Consider the following 19607-nt stretch of genomic DNA (forward strand, 5'->3'; position numbering starts at 1 on the left):
TTCTTTCTTTTCAATAGGAAAAAGCGCCGATTCACCGATTTTGATAACATATTTGAGGAGACATGAAGGGAATAGTCTTTGTAATGGAAAAGTTCGGTTTCTCGGCGCATATCCACAGAATTTATACGCCCATGAGCAGATGTGTGAGGTAAACACAGCAGCCGGAGAACGCGATCAGCAGCAGCAAAATCACATGAATATAGATGATTTGAAAACGCGAGAATGTCTTTTTCATCGTTATGACCTCCTGCTGTATGTTGAATTATAATTGGTTACACCTTGAGTTTTTCACCGAAGCGCTTCTCGAATTCCTCGGCAAGTTCTTCTCGGAATTTTGGATGCGCAATGGCAATCAGACGCTTTGCGCGCTCGCGGAGCGTTTGACCGCGAAGCTGCGCCACGCCGTACTCGGTGACAATGTAATTGACATCGCAGCGACTGGTGGTAACCGGGCCGCCGGTGGTGATGGTTGTAACAATCTTAGACGCAGACTCGTCCTTGGTGGTCGAGTGCAGCGCGATGATGGAGCGACCGCCCTTGGACAAGTTTGCGCCGCGCACAAAGTCCATCTGGCCGCCAATACCGGAAATCTGGCGCAGACCGATTGCCTCAGCGCAGACCTGACCCTGCAGATCAACCTCAACGCACGAGTTAATGGAAACCACGTTGTCGTTCTCCGCGATAACCGCCGGATTGTTGCAGACATCCACCGGAAGCATGTTGATAATTGGGTTGTTATCCACAAAATCATACAGCTTGCGCGTGCCCATCAGGAAGGTTACGCTCACCTTGCCGACGTCGCGCTGCTTGCGCTTGCCGTTGATGTTTCCATTTTCAAGCAGCGGCAGCACGCCGTCCGAAATCATCTCGGTATGCAGACCAAGGTCGTGCTTGTCGCCGAGGAACGAGCAGACCGCATCCGGCACCGCACCGATGCCCAGCTGCAGGCAGTCACCATCACGCACGAGTTCAGCGATATATTTGCCGATTGCACGGTCTTCCTCGCCGATTTTCGGCGGCGCGGACTCCGGCAGCGGCTCCCACGAGCACAGGAAGCCGTCAATCTCGGATACATGAACGAAGCTCTCGCCATAGGTGCGCGGCATGTTCGGGTTGACCTCGGCAATGACCGTTTTCGCGGATTTGACCGCCTGTGCGCCGTAGTCGCAGGACAGACCGAGCGACACATAGCCGCGTTCGTCCGGAGGCGAGCAGGTAAACGCAAAAACATCAACCGGCAGCGTGTTGTCGCGGAACATGCGCGGCACGTCCGAGAAAAACGCCGGGGTGTAGTCTGCACGGTTTTCCGCGATCGGCTTGCGGGCCGGACCGCCGACAAACAACGCGTTGTGGCGGAAATGACTTTCCATGCCCGGCTGCAGATACTCGCCCGAGCCAAGGTATACCATGTGTGCAACTTCCACGTTATGGAACTGCTCTGCCATTCGCGCCATTGTGCGCTGGAATACAATGGGTTCGCCAACTGCGTGACCGAACACAACGCGGTCGCCGTCATGGATCACACCAACCGCCTGCTCAGGCGTCATCGTGTGCTCTTTATAGTATGCTCTCCAATCCATTTCTCGTCCCTCCCGCGCTCAAAATGCCTTGCGGTAGATGTCGAGCAGATCGTCTTCTGACAGCTCTACATAGTTGTTGCCGAGCAGGCGCTGCTGGGTTTCGATGACATTCTTTGCAAAGACCGGCAGTTCATCAGCGGTTACCCCGTGTTCGTGCAGGGGATCCTTTTTCAGTACCTCGTCCATCAATTCGTACAGATTTTCGAGTGCAAATACCGGTTCAACATCCAGTTCTGCGCTCAGAAGTTCTTCCAGCTGATTCAACTTGCCGATGGGCTTCTTTTCCTGATACTTGCGCATTACGTCCGCGAACATCAGCTGATTTGCCTGACCGTGCGGAATGTGATGCACGCCGCCGAGCGGATATGCCATCGCATGAACAGCCGCACAGCCCGCGTGACCAAACGCGATGCCTGCATAGTTGGAGGCGCGCAGGAACTCAAGTGCATGCTTCTTCCACGCATCCTTGCCGCCGCTTGCTACCGCGTCCTTCCAGCAGGACAGAATCAGGTGCAGCGCCTTTTCGGAGAACAGCTCGCTCAGTGCGCAGGCGTTCGGAGAAAGGTAGCTTTCGACCGCGTGGACCATGGCGTCAATGGAAGAAGTTGCAAAAACCGGATACGGCAGGCTGAGCAGCATGCCCGGAACGAGCGCCGCTTCGTCCGCAAACATCGCCGGAGACACCAGACCAACCTTGACGCCCTTAGTCGTACGGTTGATGATGGAAATGTTGGTAACCTCAGAGCCGGTGCCACAGGTAGTCGGCACGATGATCAGCTCATGCTCCTTCTCGAGGTTTGCCATGCGGTCGTACAGATCGTCCACATGGTCGGTGGACTTGGCAACGGTCAGCACCTTTGCGATGTCGATTACTGTACCGCCGCCGACCGCGATAATGCGGTCAAACTCCTTGCCGCGCAGGTCGTCGAGGATGGCGTCAACCATGACGTCGGTCGGCTCACCGCCGCCGAACTTTTCCTGAAAACAGGTGTGGCAGCCGAGATTCAGCGCCGCGATTGTCGGATTGTAAATATATTCATTTGTCAGAATCAGGTCTTTCGCGCCGAGGCTTAATTCCTTCGCCAGCGTGCGAAAATCGACGTATTCCGCAATAGAAGGTACGATTTTGAAGGCTTTCACGTTATTTCACCGCCTTAAATATCCGGAAAATACTTCGCGTCGGCCTTAGTTACCCACTCATACTCAGGCACAACGGTCGTCACGATGTTCTTGTCGTCCTGCAGGCGGATGCACCACAGGTAATACTCCGCGTAGCCGGGAGCCGCAGCCTGAGAATGGGTCACGTTTTCCGGCATGCCGGTCAGGTCGTTGTTCTTTACCTTAAAGGCATCGTCGCCATATTCTGCCAGACCGTAGCCGTTTTCCGGCAGGAACTTGTAGTAGTACAGCTCCGGCTCAACGTGCTGATGCGGCGGATAAGAGGACCACTTGCCGGGGAAATGCACCACTTCACCGATGAAAAAGTTAGTTTCCGGGCAGTTGGAGCGGTCAAAGAAGGTGCGTACCAGACGGGTCGAGCACTCGTTCATCTGACCGGCGCCGCGCTCCTCATTTGCGCACAGGCAGTCCTCGGGGCGCAGCAGACGAGCTGCGAAATCACGCTTGTTTTCCGTGCGGGAAACGGCGATTTCCACATCGCTTTCGGCAGAAATTGTCACCTTGGTGTTCTGCGGAACGTGCAGCAGGATCGCACCCTCGTGGAACACATCACGGCGGGTAACGGTCTCGGACTTGCCGTTCCACTCGAAGGTCACGCTGCCGCTCATCAGGTCGTAAACGACCTCCTGCGCGTAGTCGAAGTGCATCACGTCGCCCACTGCCATCTTGACAACACCGAACTCCATGCCCATCATTCCCGGGTTCTCGACTGCGGAGACCATGCCGTTGTAGCCCTTATCGAAGGGGGCCTTGTGCGTATATTTCATAATTCTTGCTCCTCTTTTCTTTGCTCGATACCTTATTATATAAGCGAAGCCGCCCGTCCGAAAACGGGCGGCTCATATTGAATCTGCGTTAAATTAGTACATGCGTGCTTCTGCCAGATGATCGTCGATGCGCTTGCGTGCAGCCTTTACCTCGTCAGACTTGGAGGTGGACGCTACGCCGATGTGCCACCAGGACTCGTAGCCCTCAGCCATGGTCTTGGGCAGAACCTTTGCGTCGATGATGCAGGAAACACTTTCCTTCTTGGCGTCCTGAACAGCCTTGCGGAACTCGTCCGGGGTCTTGGCGTAGAATGCCTTCATGCCGAAGCCTTCGCCGATCTTGCCGAAGTCGGTGTAGCAGTAATCGCCGTCCAGCTTGCCGGTGGTCTCGTTGCGGTGACGCATTTCGGTCGCCAGAGAGCCAACGCCGTTGCCCATCTGCAGGTTGTTGATGCAGCCAAACGCGCAGTTGTCGAATACAACAACGGTGATCTTCGCGTTCTCCTGCATTGCGGTCGGGATCTCGGAGTTGAGCATCATGAACGAGCCATCACCAACGAGTGCATAAACTTCCTTATCCGGCTCAGCCAGCTTGGCGCCGAATGCACCTGCGATCTCGTAACCCATGCAGGAAGCGCCGTATTCCATATTGTAGGAGTTCGGTGCGTCGGTGACCCACAGACGCTCGAGGTCTGCCGGCAGCGAGCCTGCTGCTGCAACCACGATTGCGTCGTCGTCTGCCTCCTCGCGGAGAATGCCGACCGCGTTGGACTCAGTGATGGTGCCGCCGATCTGGGAAACGAAATCGTTCATGATCTTCTCGGTCCAGCTCGGTACACAGGGCACAAACTTGCCTTCACCAAAGCCTTCGCCCTTGTACTGAACGCCCAGAACACGCAGACGCTCCTCTTCCCAAACCTTGCGGATATCCTGAATTTCGGTGGTGTAGCCGGACTTATAGCCGTCTGCCTTGAGTTTTTCCATGATAGCCTCGAGCGTTACCTTTGCGTCACCGATGCAGCGGGTTGCGTCCAGCTTTTCCGCGTGGAACTCGGAGGTGTTGATTGCCAGAACCTTAATATCCGGGTTGCGGAACAGCACCCACTTGGAGCCGGTTACGAAGTCGTTGAAACGAGTGCCGACACCGATAACGAGGTCGCAGTCCTTGCACAGTGCGTTCGCCGCCAGACCGCCGGTTACGCCGATGCCGCCGACAGCCAGTTCAAACGAATCCGGCAGGCAGGAGTGGCCGGCCTGTGTCTGAGAAACCGGAATGTTGAACGCCTTGCAGAAGTCCATTGCGGTCTGACCGGCCTCGGAGTAACGAACGCCGCCGCCTGCAATGAACATCGGCTTCTTGGAAGCCTTGATCATCTCAACTGCCTTCTCGATATCGTAGTCATCCGCTACGCGGCGTGCAACGTGATGTACGCGCTTCTGGAAGAAGTAATCCGGGAAGTCGAAGCTCTCACCCTGTACATCCTGCGGGAGCGAGATAACAGCGGTGCCGCAGTTTGCGGTGTCGGTCAGGACGCGCATTGCGTTGACCATCGCGCTCATCAGCTGCTCCGGACGAGAAATGCGGTCCCAGTACTTGGCAACCGGCTTGAAGCAGTCCGAAGCGGACATGGACAGGTCGTTCGGAACCTCGAGCTGCTGGAGAACCGGATCCGGCTGACGGGTTGCGAAGTAATCGGACGGGAACAGCAGCAGCGGGATGTTATTGATGGTAGCGGTCAGTGCTGCAGTTACCATGTTTGCTGCGCCGACGCCGATGGACGAGGTGCACGCGATGATCTTGCGGCGGTTGTGCTGCTTTGCGTAGCTGATGGCGGCGTGTGCCATGCCCTGCTCGTTGCGGCCCTGGTAAACTCTCAGGTGGCCCGGATCCTCCTCCAGTGCCTGACCGAGACCGACTACCATACCGTGACCGAAGATCGTGAACATGCCATCTACGAAGGGTTCCTCTTTGCCGTCCATCTCAATGTACTGCTGATTCAGGAACTTTACGATTGCCTGACCGACTGTCATTCTGGTTTTGCTCATTGTGTTTTCCTCCTCAAATGCTTTACTCTTTTTCCCTGCCGAGGCTCTTTCTTTTCGCTCCCGGCGGTGTTCTCTTTTGATGATTTAAGTTTAGCATTTGAGCGTTTGCTTTTCTTCTAACATCTTGAGAAATCGCCTTTTTTCTTATATTTTTACGTTACATACGAACATTTTCACATTTTATTATAGAATCCAGAACTTTTCTCTCCCCTACCGCATTGTTTTCCGTGTCTGCCGCTCCCGCCTGCGGCCTGCGTTTTGCACCTGTTTTTTTAATATCTCGCTATCGTGCGGAAAACGCGGCATACTGTCATTACAGAATTTCGCATTTTCCGTCCTAAACAACAAGCAAAAAAGCATATATCTCAATATTTTATAAAAATACGCAATCTTTCTCCCGCCTTTATTTTTCACTCACAGGCTGCATTTTCACCACTTTTTATAGGTTGTTGCTGCCGTTTTCCGCGTATGCTGACCGTCTGTGCCGGTCAAATTATAGATTCTTGCTCAACTCTATGAAATACAAGAAGTTAGAAGAAAAACCGCGTCCAAGGGACTACAATAGAATCATCAAAGGAAAGCCGAACGCAAACGGCGAAAGAACGGATAACGGAGGAATAAATATGTTATTCACCATTTTTCTGTAGTAGTTATCCTTGCAAACATGGTCATTACGCAGACCGCGCTGTATAAATAAGATAATTATGCTCCGGCAAACGATCATCACACACACTCTCTAATTTCACACACATCCCCATTTCACCGGCGCAGCCGCTCTCTCTCGGCTGCGCCATTCTTCTATTTGTAAGTAGATAGAAAAACACCGTGCCAAGCGTTACTGCTCTGCACGGTGTTTTCCGTTTTACGATTCCTCTTCTTCACTTTTTACTTTTTCGCTGTGCGTGATGCTCTGCTTGAACGACTGCCGGAACTTACCGGGCGGCGTGCCGGTGTACTTCTTAAACATGGTGTTGAAGTGACAGATACTGCTGAAGCCGAGTGTGTCCGCAATCTCGGCGATCGGGATGCCGGTATTCATCAGAAAACCCTGCGCCTCACCAATCCGGCGCTTCATCACATACTGCATAGGCGGCACGCCGAACTCCTGCTTAAACACATGCGCCAGATAATACTCGCTCACGCGCAGTCGCTCCGCCACCATACGCAGCGTGATCGGCTCACAGTGGTGTGCATCCAGATAGCGCCGCACGCGGTGCGCCAGCACAGACGGCATTTCACGCTGCTGCTCCTGCTGGTGGATACGACTGCGGAGCAGGGAATCGGTCAGATTCAGCATTGCCTCTGCCAGACTGCAGCACACGGCATGCAGGTTTCCCGCATCGGCGCTGAGCAGATACAGCAGGTGCATGGTCTCGCCTACCTGCCTGGCAAGCTGTCCGCACGATACGACCGGACACTCCCCTTCTGCGATCAGACAGTTGGGCGGCAGACCTTCTACATTGACATCGGTAATTGCGACGCTGTACGACCGGATCTGCCGCACCTGATCGGGTTCCTCGCCGTGCAGCACACCCTGATTACAGATAACAATGTCGCCCTCTCCAATCGGATAATACCGGTTATCCACCATGTACTGTCCTTGTCCGCTGCACACATAGAACAGCTCCAGACGGTTGTCGTGCATATGCGGAAGTATAGACTGCTGGTTGTTGTAATTGCGATCGATCGAAATGCAGTTGAAGAATGTTCCGCTCAGTTTACAAGGCTTGTTTCCCATGTATGCTCCCTCCCAAGAATCGCAAGATTACGAAAGCCTTCCCTCGATTTTCTTTCTTCCCCTCGGAAAATCCTGCTGTTTTTTCCACAAGAACACGATAACGCTCTCACGGACTTTGTTTGTATAATAATCACAAGAAAAGCGCAAATGATTCAAAAACAGCAGTTTATATCGTTGTTATATTCGATATTTTAACATTGTTTTTCTCTGTGCGCAATTATTATATCATAGAAGCACAGAAAAAAACTTCTAACATACTGCTTTTTGAGCAAACGCGTCAATTCAGGTTTCAGAGTAAAAAAGGAGTGCAAGAAAAAATGGCAAACAAGGTAAGAATCGGTCTGCTGGGTGCAGGCAGAATCGGCAAGCTGCACGGCGAAAATCTGGCACATGCAGTGCCGAACGCAGACCTCTACGCAGTGGCTGATCCGTTCATGAACGATGCGACCCGCGCATGGGCAGCGGACATGGGTATCGAGAAGTGCTACGATGATCCCGAGATGATCTTTGGCGATCCGACCATCGAGGCCGTGTTCATCTGCTCCTCCACCGCAACGCATGCAGACTTCATCATGCGCGCTGCGCAGACCGGCAAGCACATCTTCTGCGAGAAGCCGATCGACACCAAGCTGGCAAAGATCGAGGAAGCACTCGCTGCGGTGAAGAAGGCAGGCGTTAAGCTGCAGGTCGGCTTCGTGCGCCGCTTTGACCACAACCACAAGGCCGTCCGCGATACGGTCGCTTCCGGCAAGCTGGGCAAGCCCAATCTCATCAAGGTCACCTCCCGTGATCCCGATCACCAGCCGATGAGCTATATCAAGGTTTCCGGCGGTATCTTCATGGACATGACCATTCACGATTTCGACATGGTCCGCTATCTGGCAGGCAGCGAGGTTACCGAGGTTACCGCTTACGGTGCAGCGCTCTCCGGCGCCGGCTACGAGGAGTACGGCGACGTGGATACCGCAATCGTCATGCTGAAGTTTGAGAACGGCGCACTCGGCGTGATCGACAACTCCCGTGCCGCACACTACGGCTACGACCAGCGCACCGAGGTGCACTGCGACCAGGGCTGCGTGCAGGTTGCAAACGATCTGAACAACACCGCCATGATCTCCTCCGCCGCAGGCGTCGAGGTTGCAAAGCCGACCTGGTTCTTCCTCGAGCGCTACAACAACGCATTCATCGCAGAGGCAAAGGCGTTCACCGATGCCGTTCTGAACGACACCGACACGCTGGTTACCGGCTTTGACGGTCTGCAGCCGGTCAAGATCGCAATGGCAGCAAACCTGTCCATGAAGGAAGGCCGTCCGGTCAAGCTGAGCGAAATCGAGTAATTTATCCCCGCATATCACACGAAAAGAGAAGAAAAAGAGTTATTCGGCAAGCCGCCGCACTCGGCGGCGGCTTCCGTTTTTTGAGAAAAGAAAGAGGGGTTGCTCCTTATGAGTGAAAAGAACAACACTGCCTCCCTTGGCTGGGGAACCCGTATCTCCTATGGTTTAGGCGATACCGCCTGCAACATTGTGTTCGGTATGATCACCGCGCTGCTCACCCTGTTCTATACGGATTACTGCGGTATTCCGGTCGTTACCGTCGGTCTGGTCATGCTGATCTCGCGTATTTTTGATGGCTCGTCCGACGTTATCATGGGCATCATCGTAAGCAAGACCAAATCCAAATGGGGCAAGGCCCGTCCGTGGATCTTGTGGATGAGCGTACCGTATGTTCTGTGCGCGGTTGCGATGTTCTGTGTGCCGTACAGCAGCAGCACGACCGTTCAATTCTGGTACATTTTTGTTACTTATAACCTGTGCACCACCGTATGCTACACCGCAATCAACGTGCCCTACGGCACCCTGTCCACCATGATGACCCGCTCCTCGCACGAGCGCGACCTGCTGTCCGTTGTGCGTATGGCACTGTCTCCGATTGGCAAGATCATTGCCGTAACCTTCACCATGCCGGTCGTCAAGCTGTTCGGCAACGATCAGGCCGCCTGGATCAAGACCATGAGCATCTGGTGCGCCATCGCACTTGTTCTGCTTGTCATCTGCTTTGTCCGCTGCAAGGAAACCGTCAATTTCGAGGCCGCGCAGCAGGAGCAGCCCAAGGTTCCCGCTTCCCGTGCGCTGAAAGCCCTGCTGGGCAACCCGTATTTCTGGGCAACGCTCGTTCTGTGGACCGTCACCTGCGTACATACCACCATCATCGGCACCGATCTGCCGTATTACTGCAAATATGTTCTCGGCAACGATGAATGGTATTACAGCGTCATTTACACCTCCGAGATCGTCGCACTGATCGTTGGCGCGCTGCTGTGTCCAATACTGCTGCAGAAATTCAACAAGCGCAACCTGTCGCTCGCCGGCTGTATCGTAGTTGTTATCGCCCATGCACTCATTATGGTAAACCCGATGAGCTTCCGGTGGATTCTGGTAATGACCATCATCCGCTCGCTCGGTCAGGCTCCGCTGACCTCTCTGGTATTCGGCATGATGGGCGACGTTGTAGAGTACGGTCAGTGGAAGAGCCATCTGCGTCAGGAAAGCCTGATCTTCGGCGGCGGCTCGCTCGGCTTTAAGATCGGTACCGGCATCACCAGTGCGGTTATGACTGCCATGCTTGAAGGCGCAGGCTTCCTCAGCTCGGTTACCGGCGGTGCTATGCAGCCGACTTCCGCCCAGCAAATGATTTCCTCTATCTTTAAGTTCGGTCCGATTCTGGTCTGGATCGTTGCCATCATCGTCCTGCTGTTCTACAAGCTGGATAAGATTTACCCCACTATTATGAAGGAACTCACCGAGCGTGAAGCACGCGGTGAAATGTAAAGGAGACTGTCTTATGCTGAAACTCGGATATAACGAAGCAACCTGCAAGGAAAATTCCACGGTTGAAAACGACCTGCTGCTGTGTGAAAAGTACGGCTATGACTATATCGAGCTGCGTCTCGATATGCTGCAGGAGTATCTCAAGACCCACACCACAGACGATCTCAAGGCGTTTTTTGCAAAGAGCCATATCAAGCCGTTTGCATTCAACTCCATTGAAAACATCAACTTCTGCACGCCGGAGGAGTGGGAAAAGCTTGTAGAGCTGTTCACCTTCGGCTGCAAGGTGGCTCAGCAGATCGGCAATCCGTACATTATTGTTGTGCCGACTGTTACCAACGAGATCTGCACCAAGAACGAGAAGGAGATCTTCGACGACTCGGTGAAGGTGCTGAACGAACTCGCTGACATTGCTGAACCGTACGGCGTCAAGCTGTCCTTCGAGCCGATCGGTGACAAGAAATGGTGCGTCAACAGCGTTCGTCAGGCGCTTGAGATCGTAAACGCCGTCAACCGCGACAGTGTTGGTCTGACCGTGGACTGCATCAATGTTTACCTGCACGACAAGTGCGCGGATGTTGATTTCATCCGCAAAATTCCCAAGGAGAAGCTGTTCGTGTTCCACATCAACGACTGCGAGGACCTGCCGCTCGGCATCCTCGACCACTGCCACCGTCTGATGCCCGGTCTGGGTGCCATTCCGGTGCAGGAGGTTGCTGATGCGGTACAGGCAGTCGGCTACGACGGCCCTGCGTGCCTTGAGCTGTTCCGTCCGGAATACTGGAGAATGCCTGCTGAGGATGTGATCCGCATGGGCGCGGAAACCACCCGTCCGTTCCTCGGCTAATTTTCCCGAATCGCAGATCAAATTCCACATTCAATTTATTCTCTCTTATTTATATTCAAGTCTCCAAACAGAATACAAATATAATTTTCTCCACAAAAGGACGGAAGGTACTTGGACCCTTCCGTCCTTTTGCTTTCCATCACATCAGACAATCCTGCAAAACCCCAAAGGGCGCTCCTTTGAGCGCCCTTTGGGGTTTTGGAAAGACCTGACTTTCGCCAGACCGATCGCACTTGTCTTTACCGCAGCGTGAGCACCACCAGCACAACTGCCGACACGCTCAGCACAAGGCCGATAATGCGCGTCAGCCGCGTTACGCCGCGGATGCTCATCGCGTGAAAGCTCTCAAACGAGGTGACCGGATACGGAAACGCGATAAACGCCAGTCCCGCAACAAGCTGACCGGCATACGCACCGATCATGCGCAGCGGACTGTCACCGCCGAAAAATGCACTGATAACAAATCCGATGCCGCCCAGAAAGACCAGAAGATACAGCGCGGTCTTGAATCGCTTATCCAGCTTGATATACTGTTCGGTCTTTGCCGCACAATCCGCGCAGCACACCTCAAACGAGCGCGTGCGCACCTTTACCTTAGTCGGCTTTTCCGGCAGATCACCGCCGCAGTATACGCATTTTTCCTCCATAATGGTCCCCTCCTGCAAAATTTATTTCTGTCGGTAGGTCTGGAATGCCTCCAGCACCGAGCTGATCTGCTCGTCATTCAACAGCTTCGGCTCCTGACCGGCTGCCTTACAATTATAATAGAGCTGTGCGCAGAATTCGATCTGCTCGGACACATCCAGCGTGTAGCTGATATTGCCGCCGACGCACAGCAGACCGTGATTTCCGAGAATGCAGGCGTAATTATCGCCCATGCCGTCCAGCGCCGCCTGTGCCAGTTCATAAGTGCCGAACGGCACATACGGAATGCACGGCACCTCTCTGCCCGAATACGCCACCAGATAGTGCAGCGGCGGAATGCTCCAGCCGAGACACGCCAGTGTAGTAGCGTAGCGCGGATGCGTGTGCACGACCGACTTGATGCCCGGGCGCTTCTGGTAGAAAATACGGTGCATGTCCACCTCGGAAGATGGCTTGCGGTCGCCGTCCGCCTTTTCGCCGTCGAGCGTCATAACGACCACATCGCTTGCGTCGGTCTTAAAATAGTCCATGCCGCTCGGACTGATGGCAAACAGGTTCTCCTTTTCGTTGTAAATGCTCAGGTTGCCGAAGGTGCCTGCGGTCAGACCGCGCTTGAGCATTTCCTGTCCGTATACAACGATTTTCTCTCTTTCTTCCTGCAAAAGCATTGCGTTTCCTCCTTACTCCAGTGTGATGGACACATGATTTACCACTCGATCGGTCACTCCGTCAGCCAGGAACCGATCGACCTCACGCATAAGCAAAAACGGCGCCCGTGGGATCGCGTCTACCGTGGTGCCCGCAATGTGCGGTGTGAGCAGCACGTTGTCCATCTGCAGCAACGGATCGTCCACGGCGAGCGGCTCGCTGTCGTACACATCCAGCGCCGCGCCTGCCATGCAGCCCTGCTGCAGCGCCTCGACCAGTGCCGGCTGATCGACCAGACCGCCGCGCGCGGTGTTGATAAAGTACGCCGTTTTTTTCATGCGGGAAAAATACTGCATGCCGATCATATGCTCGGTATCCGGTGTCAGCCGCAGGTGCAGCGATACAATATCGCCCTGTTCAAACAGGGTTTCAAGTGAATCGACTAGCTTGATTGCACCGAGACCGGCCTTTTCCAGCTTTTCCGGACTGGTGTATGCGTCATACGCGATCACCGGCACGCCGAGTGCCAGCAGACGGCGCGCCAGCGCGCTGCCGACGTTGCCGATACCGGCCAGCGCCACTGTATGGCTGGAAAGCGTCATCAAATGGTCCGAGTTGTAAAAGCTCTTCATCCATACACCTTCGCGCATTTTGCGGTGCGATAGCGCGATATCGCGCGTCAGATCGAGCATCATGCCGAGGGCAAAGTCCGCGACCGGCTCTGCATTGCGGATAACGTTGAGCACCGGAATATTGCGCTCACTTGCAGCTGCAAGGTCAATGTGCTCCATGCCGCCGCGGCAGGTCAGGATGACCTTGAGGTTAGGCGCTTTCTCAATCAGCGCACGCGGCACCGGATTGAAATGCACGAGCAGAACCTCTGCCTCGCCGATCACCTCGTCCAGACCGTCCGCATACGGTACGGCTTCCGGACCGTTCCGCTCGAGTTTAAGCTGCCGCGAGGTGAATTCCTGCTTGTCGGAGCCGCCCCACATCAGCTTAGTGATCCTGCCGCAGCAGAGTGTGCTTTGCTGCACCGCCTGCTCCATTGTGTCCGGCGAAACAAAAGCATCGCCGACCAGTACGATATTCTGCGGCTTTTGTGTCAGTTCCTTCATCTTTTCCTCCTCTTCGGAATAAAACAACAGCCGGCTGCGCTGCATTTGTTTGCAGCAGCAGCCGGCTGTTTTCAGTTTAGAAGCAATCGCTTAGTATGCCGAGTAAGCAGCAGCAGCGTTCTCCAGATAGCCAACGAAACGCTCCTTGTTCTTCTTGAACAGGAAGTACAGTACGAAGTATGCAATGACAACCGCACCGATGATGATCGGATTCTGAGACCAGAATGCATAGAACAGACCGGCGATCAGCGGGTGGCACATAATACCGAAGCTGATGATGAATACGCCTTCCTGTGCCAGCTGGAAGCCGGCGTCAACAGCGACCTGCGTAAAGGTCGGCGCGAGAACGGACGCAACAACCAGGCCCAGAGAGAACCAGATCGCACCGGAAACAACGCTCTTTGCGATATTGCCGTTGGATACGCAAACAAATACCTCAACCATGTACGGCAGAGCGCACAGGTCAGCCATCGGCAGGATGGTGTTGCCCGGAAGAACAAATGCTACAACCAGCATGATCGGGATCAGCAGGATGCCGGTAACCAGTGTATTCGGCTCGCCGTAACCGCATGCATCGTTAACAGAGAGATACCATTCACGGCCTTCGCCGGACTTGGCAGCCTTGGACTTGTACGCATCAGTCAGAGTGGTAAATGCGCTTGCGAAGATACCGGCTACCTTCGGGAATACTGCCATGATCGCTGCGGTGGAAACGGCTGCAGAGGATACCGTACCCCAGGCCGTCAGCGCACCCTCGCCGACCAGAGCGTTAAAGTTGCCGATGATGCCGATCAGAGCGCCGACAACCAGGCCGATGAACATAGGCTCACCGAGGATGCCGAGCTTCTTCTGCAGGGTCTGTGCATTCAGCTTGATCTTGTCAAAGCCGATCTTGCCGAGGAACCAGTTCATGAATACCGCAAACGGCAGGCTCTCCAGATGATGAGGAGCGGTCATGCAGCAGTTATCGTAATCATAATAGGTAGACCAGCGCTTTGCGCAAGCCTCAGAGAACAACAGGATGTACAGCAGCTGAACGACCATCAGAGCCATGGAGAGCATCATGTTGTCGGTCAGAGCATACAGCATGGAGCCCCAAACCATGAAGGAGTAGTTGTTCCACAGATCGGATGCCATAAATACGTTTGTCCACTTGGTGAAGAACAGCACAAGCTGCAGAATGATTGCAACGCCGATGAAGATCAGGCCGACCTTGGTCGAATACGCGATAACCGACGTGGACTGCCAGCCGGTATCGAGCGTCGGCAGATTTACGCCTGCGTTCGTAACCATCTGGTTGACAACCGGTGCGATAATCGCGGAATAGCTGTTGATAACGAGGTTGAAGCCCGTCAAGCCGACTGCACACAGCAGTGCCGTGTTAAATGCCTTCTTGCCGGTAACACCCATGCACTTTGCGATGATAAACAGAATAACCGGTACGAATACTGCAGCACCGAATGCACTGAACACATCACTTAATGTTTGAAAGAAACTTGCCATGCTTGGAACCACCTTTCTTTTTTACCCTTTTGCCTTTACTCTTTGCTATGGATGACTATGAGAAAATGCGCCTTACCCTTTACGCATTTGCCTCCAGGATCTTCAGGCAGTCATCGACTACCTTGTCCTCGGACAGACCGGTCAGCATGCCGACTGCCTTTACCTTCGGGATGCCGAAGTCCTCGTAAACCGGGCTTACACATGCAATCAGATCAAACTTCTTGCCGGTGATCTCGGTCGAAATGCTGTTCGGACTTGCTTCCACCATGGCAGCGTCCCAACCCTTTTCCTTCAGGCGCTCTTTGAGCTTGCCTGCTACCATTGCGGAACTTACGGTACCCGAACCGCATACACACAGAATGTTACAAGTTTTCATCATTTGACCCTCCAATAAATTAGATTTAACCGTGTTTTGAACAGAACCGCAGTCCTGTAATCAACCAATGTACTTCTGAGCCGCCTCGAACAGCTCGTCTTCATTTTTTGCTGCGCGGAATGCAGCAACGACCTCCGGCTGCTGGAATACGCCGAGCACCTTCTGCAGCAGCTCGACCTGCTCATCCGGATTCTTGATGGCCATCATGAACAGCATTTCCGCCTGCACCTTGGTATCCGGATCGCCCATATGTTCAAACTCGACCGGGTGCTTAAGCTGTGCGATGCACACGCCCGGGCGGTTAACATGCTGCGGATCGGTGTGCGGCATAGCTACCGCGATATCCGCCAGCTGCAGACCGGTCGCGTAATTCTTCTCACGCGCAACAACTGCATCAATATAGGTGTCCTTTACGAAGCCTTCATCGTAAAAACGCTGACCGACCTTGCGGATTGCCTCCTCGGCGTTTGCCGCTTCCACATCCCGCAGGATCAGATTGCGAAAGGTTGCCTGTTCCATCTTTGCTCTCCTTTTCTCTTAGCTGCTGTTCTTAGTCGGTCAAGCCTTCCAGAAACTCCATAATCTTTGCACCGGATTCCTGCTCGCTGGCACCTTCTACCTCGATCTTGATCGCTGAACCTTTTTTCAGACCTGCGGTCAAAATTCCAATTACATTTTTGGGGTTAATCGTGCCTTTTTCGCAGATCAGACGAATATCATCCGGAATATCCTTGCACAGCTTGGCCAGCTGGCTGGCCGGACGTGCGTGCAGACCGGTTGGATTTTTTACAACAAATTCACTGGTGAACATGGATGTTCCTCCTATTCCTACTATTCCTATGGAATATTATCGCAATTCCTATGGGCAATATCATATTGGATTTTTCGCTTTTTGTCAATACGTTTATTGACATTCTATACGAAAAACGCTATACTTTGTGTTGTGAACAAATGTTCATCTAACTTTTCAAATTTTTAAGGAGGCCTATTATGAGCAGCCGTACCGATTTGCTCGTACGAATCTCCGAGCTTTATTATCAGCAGAATCTCAGCCAGCAGGATATCAGCAAAATCACCGGCATTTCCCGTCCCACCATCTCCCGCCTTCTCGATGAAGCGAAGGAGACCGGTGTGGTTGAAATCATCGTTCATAGTCCGATCAACAAAAATCCGCAGCTTTCGCACCTTGTTCGTACGACCTTCGGTTTACGCGATGCGGTCATCGTTGCCGGAGATTATGAATTCGACCAGTCCCTGACACGCTGTGCACACTGTGCAGTAGATTTTCTTTCGACCGTACTGGAAAACAACATGTCTATCGGCATTTCGTGGGGACGTGCACTGGAAGCACTGTGCGATGTCCTCGAACCGACCGATTATTCCGACTACTATAATGTAACTGTTGTGCAGATGGTCGGCTGCCTCGGCACCGGCAATCCGCGTGTGGATGGCCTCGAGCTTGCGCTCCGGCTTTCCAAAAAGGTGCACGGCACCTATTCCAACATCTATGCACCGGTCTATGTGGACAGCGAGTTGGTTTACTCCTATCTCACCGCCGAGCCGCAGATTGAAGCAACACTCAAGAAGGCAGGTTCGGTAGATATCATCCTCACCGGCATCGGTTCGCTGAATGACGCCAACGGCTCACTTTATAAATCCGGCTGCTACAACGCTGAGGAACGCAAGGAGCTGATGCGCCGCGGTGCGGTTTCCAGTCTGCTCGGCCGCATGTTTGACATCAACGGCAACGAGGTTCAGCTGGACAGCCGCTACGTCATCTCCGCTCCGTTGGAGGCAATGCGCACTCCGGCGTGGTCGATCGGCATCAACGCCAGCGCCGAAAAGGCAGAGTGCACGCTTGCCGCCGTGCGCGGAAAGTACATCAACGTACTGGTCGCGGACGAGGCACTCGCCCGCCGCATGCTGGAAATGGAAGGCGTTGCCGTTCCCGAATAAGCACCCCTTTTTAGAATCAACCAATACCGCAACAGCGGTATTGGTTTTTTCTTTTCTCTCATTTCTTTATCATAATCAGTTCATTCTTTATCCGTCGTGGGATTGCTTATTGCAGACTGTCATCCAGCACGATAACACCCTTGGCGCCTTCGCCGCGAATCATCTTGTCAAAGCCGTCGCGCCATTTCTCCAGCGGATCGATCGAGGTGACGATCTTTTCCGGTACGACTGTGCCTGCCGCCAAAAGCTCCAGAGCCTTGACCCATGAGGACGGCTTCTGGCTGCGGGAGCCAACATAGTTGATCTCGTGATGCAGGATCAGGTCGGTCCAGATACTCTCATGCGATTGCGGGAACACGCCCATCTGTACAACTGTGCCCTTGCGGCGTACCAGCTCAAGCGCCTTGTTGGCTGCCGGAACCGCCCCCGAGCACTCAAAGCACTTGTCCGCGCCGACACCGTTCGTCATCTCCATCACGATATCCTTGATGTTCTCGGTCTGCTGATCAACACAGCGGTCCGCGCCTGCACTCTTTGCAATCTCAAAGCGTTCCGCATCGTGGCTCAGTCCGGCAACGATAACGGTCGCGCCCTGACTCTTTGCCACCTGCATAACCATCTGGCCGATTGCGCCAACACCGAATACCACGCAGATATCGCCAGGCTGTACATTGCCCTTCTCGATAGCAGCATGTACGCCGCACGCAAGCGGTTCAGTGAGCGCGGCACTCAGCAGCGATACGTTATCCGGCAGGACGTGAACGCTTTCCTCTCTGCTGACCAGATACTCAGCCATCGAGCCGTTAATCTGGGTGCCAATGCCCTGCCGGTTGCCGCACAGATTGTAATCCTTGGATTTGCACATCGGGCATACGCCGCAGGTCTTGAAGGTGGTCTCGCTGGTAACGCGATCTCCCACCTTAACATTCTTTACGTCCGGACCGATCTCGGTGACTACACCGGAGAACTCATGGCCGAGTACAACCGGCGGCTTAGTGCTCGCGTAGGTGCCCTTGAACGCATGAAGATCAGTGCCGCAGATACCGGAGTACGCGATCTTGATCTTTACCAGATCTCCGGTCGCTTGGGGTTCCGGAATATCTGTATACTGCATATGATCAAAACCGGTCTCCGTTTTCACAACAGCTTTCATAATTCATCTTCCTTTCATGGAACTCGCGGGAATGTTTGAAATTTTGTTCATTGTTGTGAACCGTTTTCTAAATTCCTTTTATCTCATTATAGGCAACATAAACAGTCTCGTCAAGCCATTTCCGCGCTTTAATCGTCATTTCTCACTATTTAACCAATTTCATCAACTCGTTTTTGGCACAAATGACAAGTTTTCTATCGTTGACATTTGTGCTTGTATATGAAATAATGTTTTTAAGAGATCGACACCACAACCCACAGCACCGACTGTTCGTATAGGTATTGGATTCAGAAAGGAGTCATGCTCTTATGAGTGAAAAAAATTATTCCACCGCCGATATTCAGGCGGTCGCTAACGGAATCCGCAAGCAGATTCTCGGCGTTGCACTGAAAACCGGCGGCTGCTATCTGGCACAGGCGTGCTCGTCGGCAGAAATCATTGCCTCCCTGTACACCCGTGTGATGAACCTCGGTCCGTCCGTCGGCAGCTGGGAGCCGATTCCGTTCCCCGGCGTTCCGGGGCCGGATAATATGGATTATCAGCGAGGCTCCTCTTACAACGGCGCTCCCGCACCGGATAAGGACCGTTTCTTTGTATCCTGCTGCCACTATGCTTCGGTTATCTACGCCGCACTGGCAGAGACCGGCCGCATCAGCCCGGACTGCATGGACAAATTCAATGTAGACGGTTGGAACATGGAAATGATCGGTGCGGAGCACTCCCCCGGATTTGAGAATACCGCAGGCTCGCTCGGCCAGACCATCTCGATCGCAGGCGGCACGGCTCATGCCCGCAAGCGCCGCGGCGACACCGGCAAGTGCTATGTTCTGCTCGGTGACGGTGAACTGCAGGAAGGTCAGACCTGGGAGTGCATTCAGGCAGCCGGTTACTACAAGCTGGATAATTTCATCGTTGTAATCGATGCAAACGACCAGCAGGTTGAGGGCAGGATTGAGGATCAGATGACCGAGGAGCCGCTGATCGACCGCTTCACCTCGTTCGGCGCGGTCTGCGTTGAGGCAAACGGCCATGACATTGAGGACTTCTGCAAAGCATGTGAGACCCCGCATGAGGGCAAGCCGCTCGTTGTTATCGCACGCACGCACGGCTGGACCGGCGTTAAGCCGCTCGAAAAGCCGCGTTCGATGCATTTTATCCGCATCGGCGCTGACGAGCGTGATGAATTCCAGAAGATCTATGACGAGATGTGAGAAGGAAGG

Annotated in this window: 18 protein-coding genes; 5 read left to right on the forward strand and 13 right to left on the reverse strand. The window is 53.7% G+C overall.

Features of this window, described 5'->3' with window-relative positions; genetic code table 11:
• Positions 1-272: 272 nt before the first annotated feature.
• The 5 genes from PGY33_RS01305 to PGY33_RS01325 form a co-directional block, all read right to left on the reverse strand.
• Positions 273-1580, reverse strand: coding sequence for an acetyl-CoA hydrolase/transferase family protein (locus PGY33_RS01305; RefSeq protein WP_118360749.1), 1308 nt, complete (start codon positions 1578-1580; stop codon positions 273-275).
• A gap of 18 nt (positions 1581-1598) precedes the next feature.
• Positions 1599-2720 (reverse strand): 4-hydroxybutyrate dehydrogenase, encoded by a 1122-nt coding sequence (locus tag PGY33_RS01310; protein ID WP_270476996.1) that lies wholly within the window; start codon positions 2718-2720, stop codon positions 1599-1601.
• A 14-nt stretch (positions 2721-2734) separates the two neighbouring features.
• Positions 2735-3526, reverse strand: a complete 792-nt coding sequence (locus tag PGY33_RS01315) for a 5-deoxy-glucuronate isomerase (protein WP_270476998.1) — start codon at positions 3524-3526, stop codon at positions 2735-2737.
• A 93-nt stretch (positions 3527-3619) separates the two neighbouring features.
• The gene (gene iolD / locus PGY33_RS01320; RefSeq protein WP_118360746.1) at positions 3620-5572 is read right to left on the reverse strand and encodes a 3D-(3,5/4)-trihydroxycyclohexane-1,2-dione acylhydrolase (decyclizing); all 1953 of its coding nucleotides are present in this window, start codon (positions 5570-5572) and stop codon (positions 3620-3622) included.
• An 862-nt stretch (positions 5573-6434) separates the two neighbouring features.
• Positions 6435-7310, reverse strand: coding sequence for an AraC family transcriptional regulator (locus tag PGY33_RS01325; protein WP_118479026.1), 876 nt, complete (start codon positions 7308-7310; stop codon positions 6435-6437).
• A gap of 317 nt (positions 7311-7627) precedes the next feature.
• Here PGY33_RS01325 and iolG point away from each other — a divergent pair, with 317 nt between their 5' ends.
• The 3 genes from iolG (at position 7628) to PGY33_RS01340 (ending at position 10988) form a co-directional block, all read left to right on the forward strand.
• Positions 7628-8647, forward strand: coding sequence for an inositol 2-dehydrogenase (iolG, locus tag PGY33_RS01330; protein WP_118479024.1), 1020 nt, complete (start codon positions 7628-7630; stop codon positions 8645-8647).
• 108 nt (positions 8648-8755) lie between these two features.
• Positions 8756-10141: an MFS transporter gene (locus PGY33_RS01335; RefSeq protein ID WP_118479022.1), complete on the forward strand. Its 1386-nt coding sequence runs from the start codon at positions 8756-8758 to the stop codon at positions 10139-10141.
• A 13-nt stretch (positions 10142-10154) separates the two neighbouring features.
• Entirely contained in the window at positions 10155-10988 is an 834-nt protein-coding gene (locus PGY33_RS01340; RefSeq protein ID WP_243022881.1) for a sugar phosphate isomerase/epimerase family protein, read from the forward strand.
• A 239-nt stretch (positions 10989-11227) separates the two neighbouring features.
• Here the strand turns inward: PGY33_RS01340 and PGY33_RS01345 are convergent, their stop codons facing one another.
• The 7 genes from PGY33_RS01345 to PGY33_RS01375 form a co-directional block, all read right to left on the reverse strand.
• Positions 11228-11635 carry a TRASH domain-containing protein gene (locus PGY33_RS01345; protein WP_118479020.1) on the reverse strand — a complete coding sequence of 136 codons (408 nt, stop codon included), beginning with the start codon at positions 11633-11635 and terminating at the stop codon, positions 11228-11230.
• 21 nt (positions 11636-11656) lie between these two features.
• Entirely contained in the window at positions 11657-12301 is a 645-nt protein-coding gene (locus PGY33_RS01350; RefSeq protein ID WP_118479018.1) for an L-fuculose-phosphate aldolase, read from the reverse strand.
• A gap of 12 nt (positions 12302-12313) precedes the next feature.
• Positions 12314-13399 (reverse strand): 2-hydroxyacid dehydrogenase, encoded by a 1086-nt coding sequence (locus PGY33_RS01355; protein WP_270477003.1) that lies wholly within the window; start codon positions 13397-13399, stop codon positions 12314-12316.
• Between the two features lie 90 nt (positions 13400-13489).
• Entirely contained in the window at positions 13490-14902 is a 1413-nt protein-coding gene (locus PGY33_RS01360; RefSeq protein WP_118729053.1) for a PTS galactitol transporter subunit IIC, read from the reverse strand.
• A gap of 79 nt (positions 14903-14981) precedes the next feature.
• Positions 14982-15281: a PTS sugar transporter subunit IIB gene (locus PGY33_RS01365; protein WP_199667385.1), complete on the reverse strand. Its 300-nt coding sequence runs from the start codon at positions 15279-15281 to the stop codon at positions 14982-14984.
• 57 nt (positions 15282-15338) lie between these two features.
• Positions 15339-15797, reverse strand: coding sequence for a PTS sugar transporter subunit IIA (locus PGY33_RS01370; RefSeq protein WP_118479014.1), 459 nt, complete (start codon positions 15795-15797; stop codon positions 15339-15341).
• A 31-nt stretch (positions 15798-15828) separates the two neighbouring features.
• Positions 15829-16089, reverse strand: coding sequence for an HPr family phosphocarrier protein (locus PGY33_RS01375; protein WP_118479012.1), 261 nt, complete (start codon positions 16087-16089; stop codon positions 15829-15831).
• A 179-nt stretch (positions 16090-16268) separates the two neighbouring features.
• Here PGY33_RS01375 and PGY33_RS01380 point away from each other — a divergent pair, with 179 nt between their 5' ends.
• Entirely contained in the window at positions 16269-17234 is a 966-nt protein-coding gene (locus PGY33_RS01380) for a sugar-binding transcriptional regulator (RefSeq protein WP_118479010.1), read from the forward strand.
• 106 nt (positions 17235-17340) lie between these two features.
• Here the strand turns inward: PGY33_RS01380 and PGY33_RS01385 are convergent, their stop codons facing one another.
• Positions 17341-18387 (reverse strand): zinc-binding dehydrogenase, encoded by a 1047-nt coding sequence (locus tag PGY33_RS01385; protein ID WP_118479008.1) that lies wholly within the window; start codon positions 18385-18387, stop codon positions 17341-17343.
• Between the two features lie 308 nt (positions 18388-18695).
• On the opposite strand from PGY33_RS01385, the gene PGY33_RS01390 reads away from it, so the two are divergent.
• A complete protein-coding gene (locus PGY33_RS01390; protein WP_118284910.1) occupies positions 18696-19598 on the forward strand; it encodes a 1-deoxy-D-xylulose-5-phosphate synthase N-terminal domain-containing protein in 903 nt (300 codons plus the stop codon).
• Positions 19599-19607 lie beyond the last annotated feature (9 nt).

The sequence above is a fragment of the Butyricicoccus sp. AF18-9LB genome, assembly GCF_027684505.1.
Classification (GTDB): Bacteria; Bacillota; Clostridia; order Oscillospirales; family Butyricicoccaceae; genus Agathobaculum; species Agathobaculum butyriciproducens.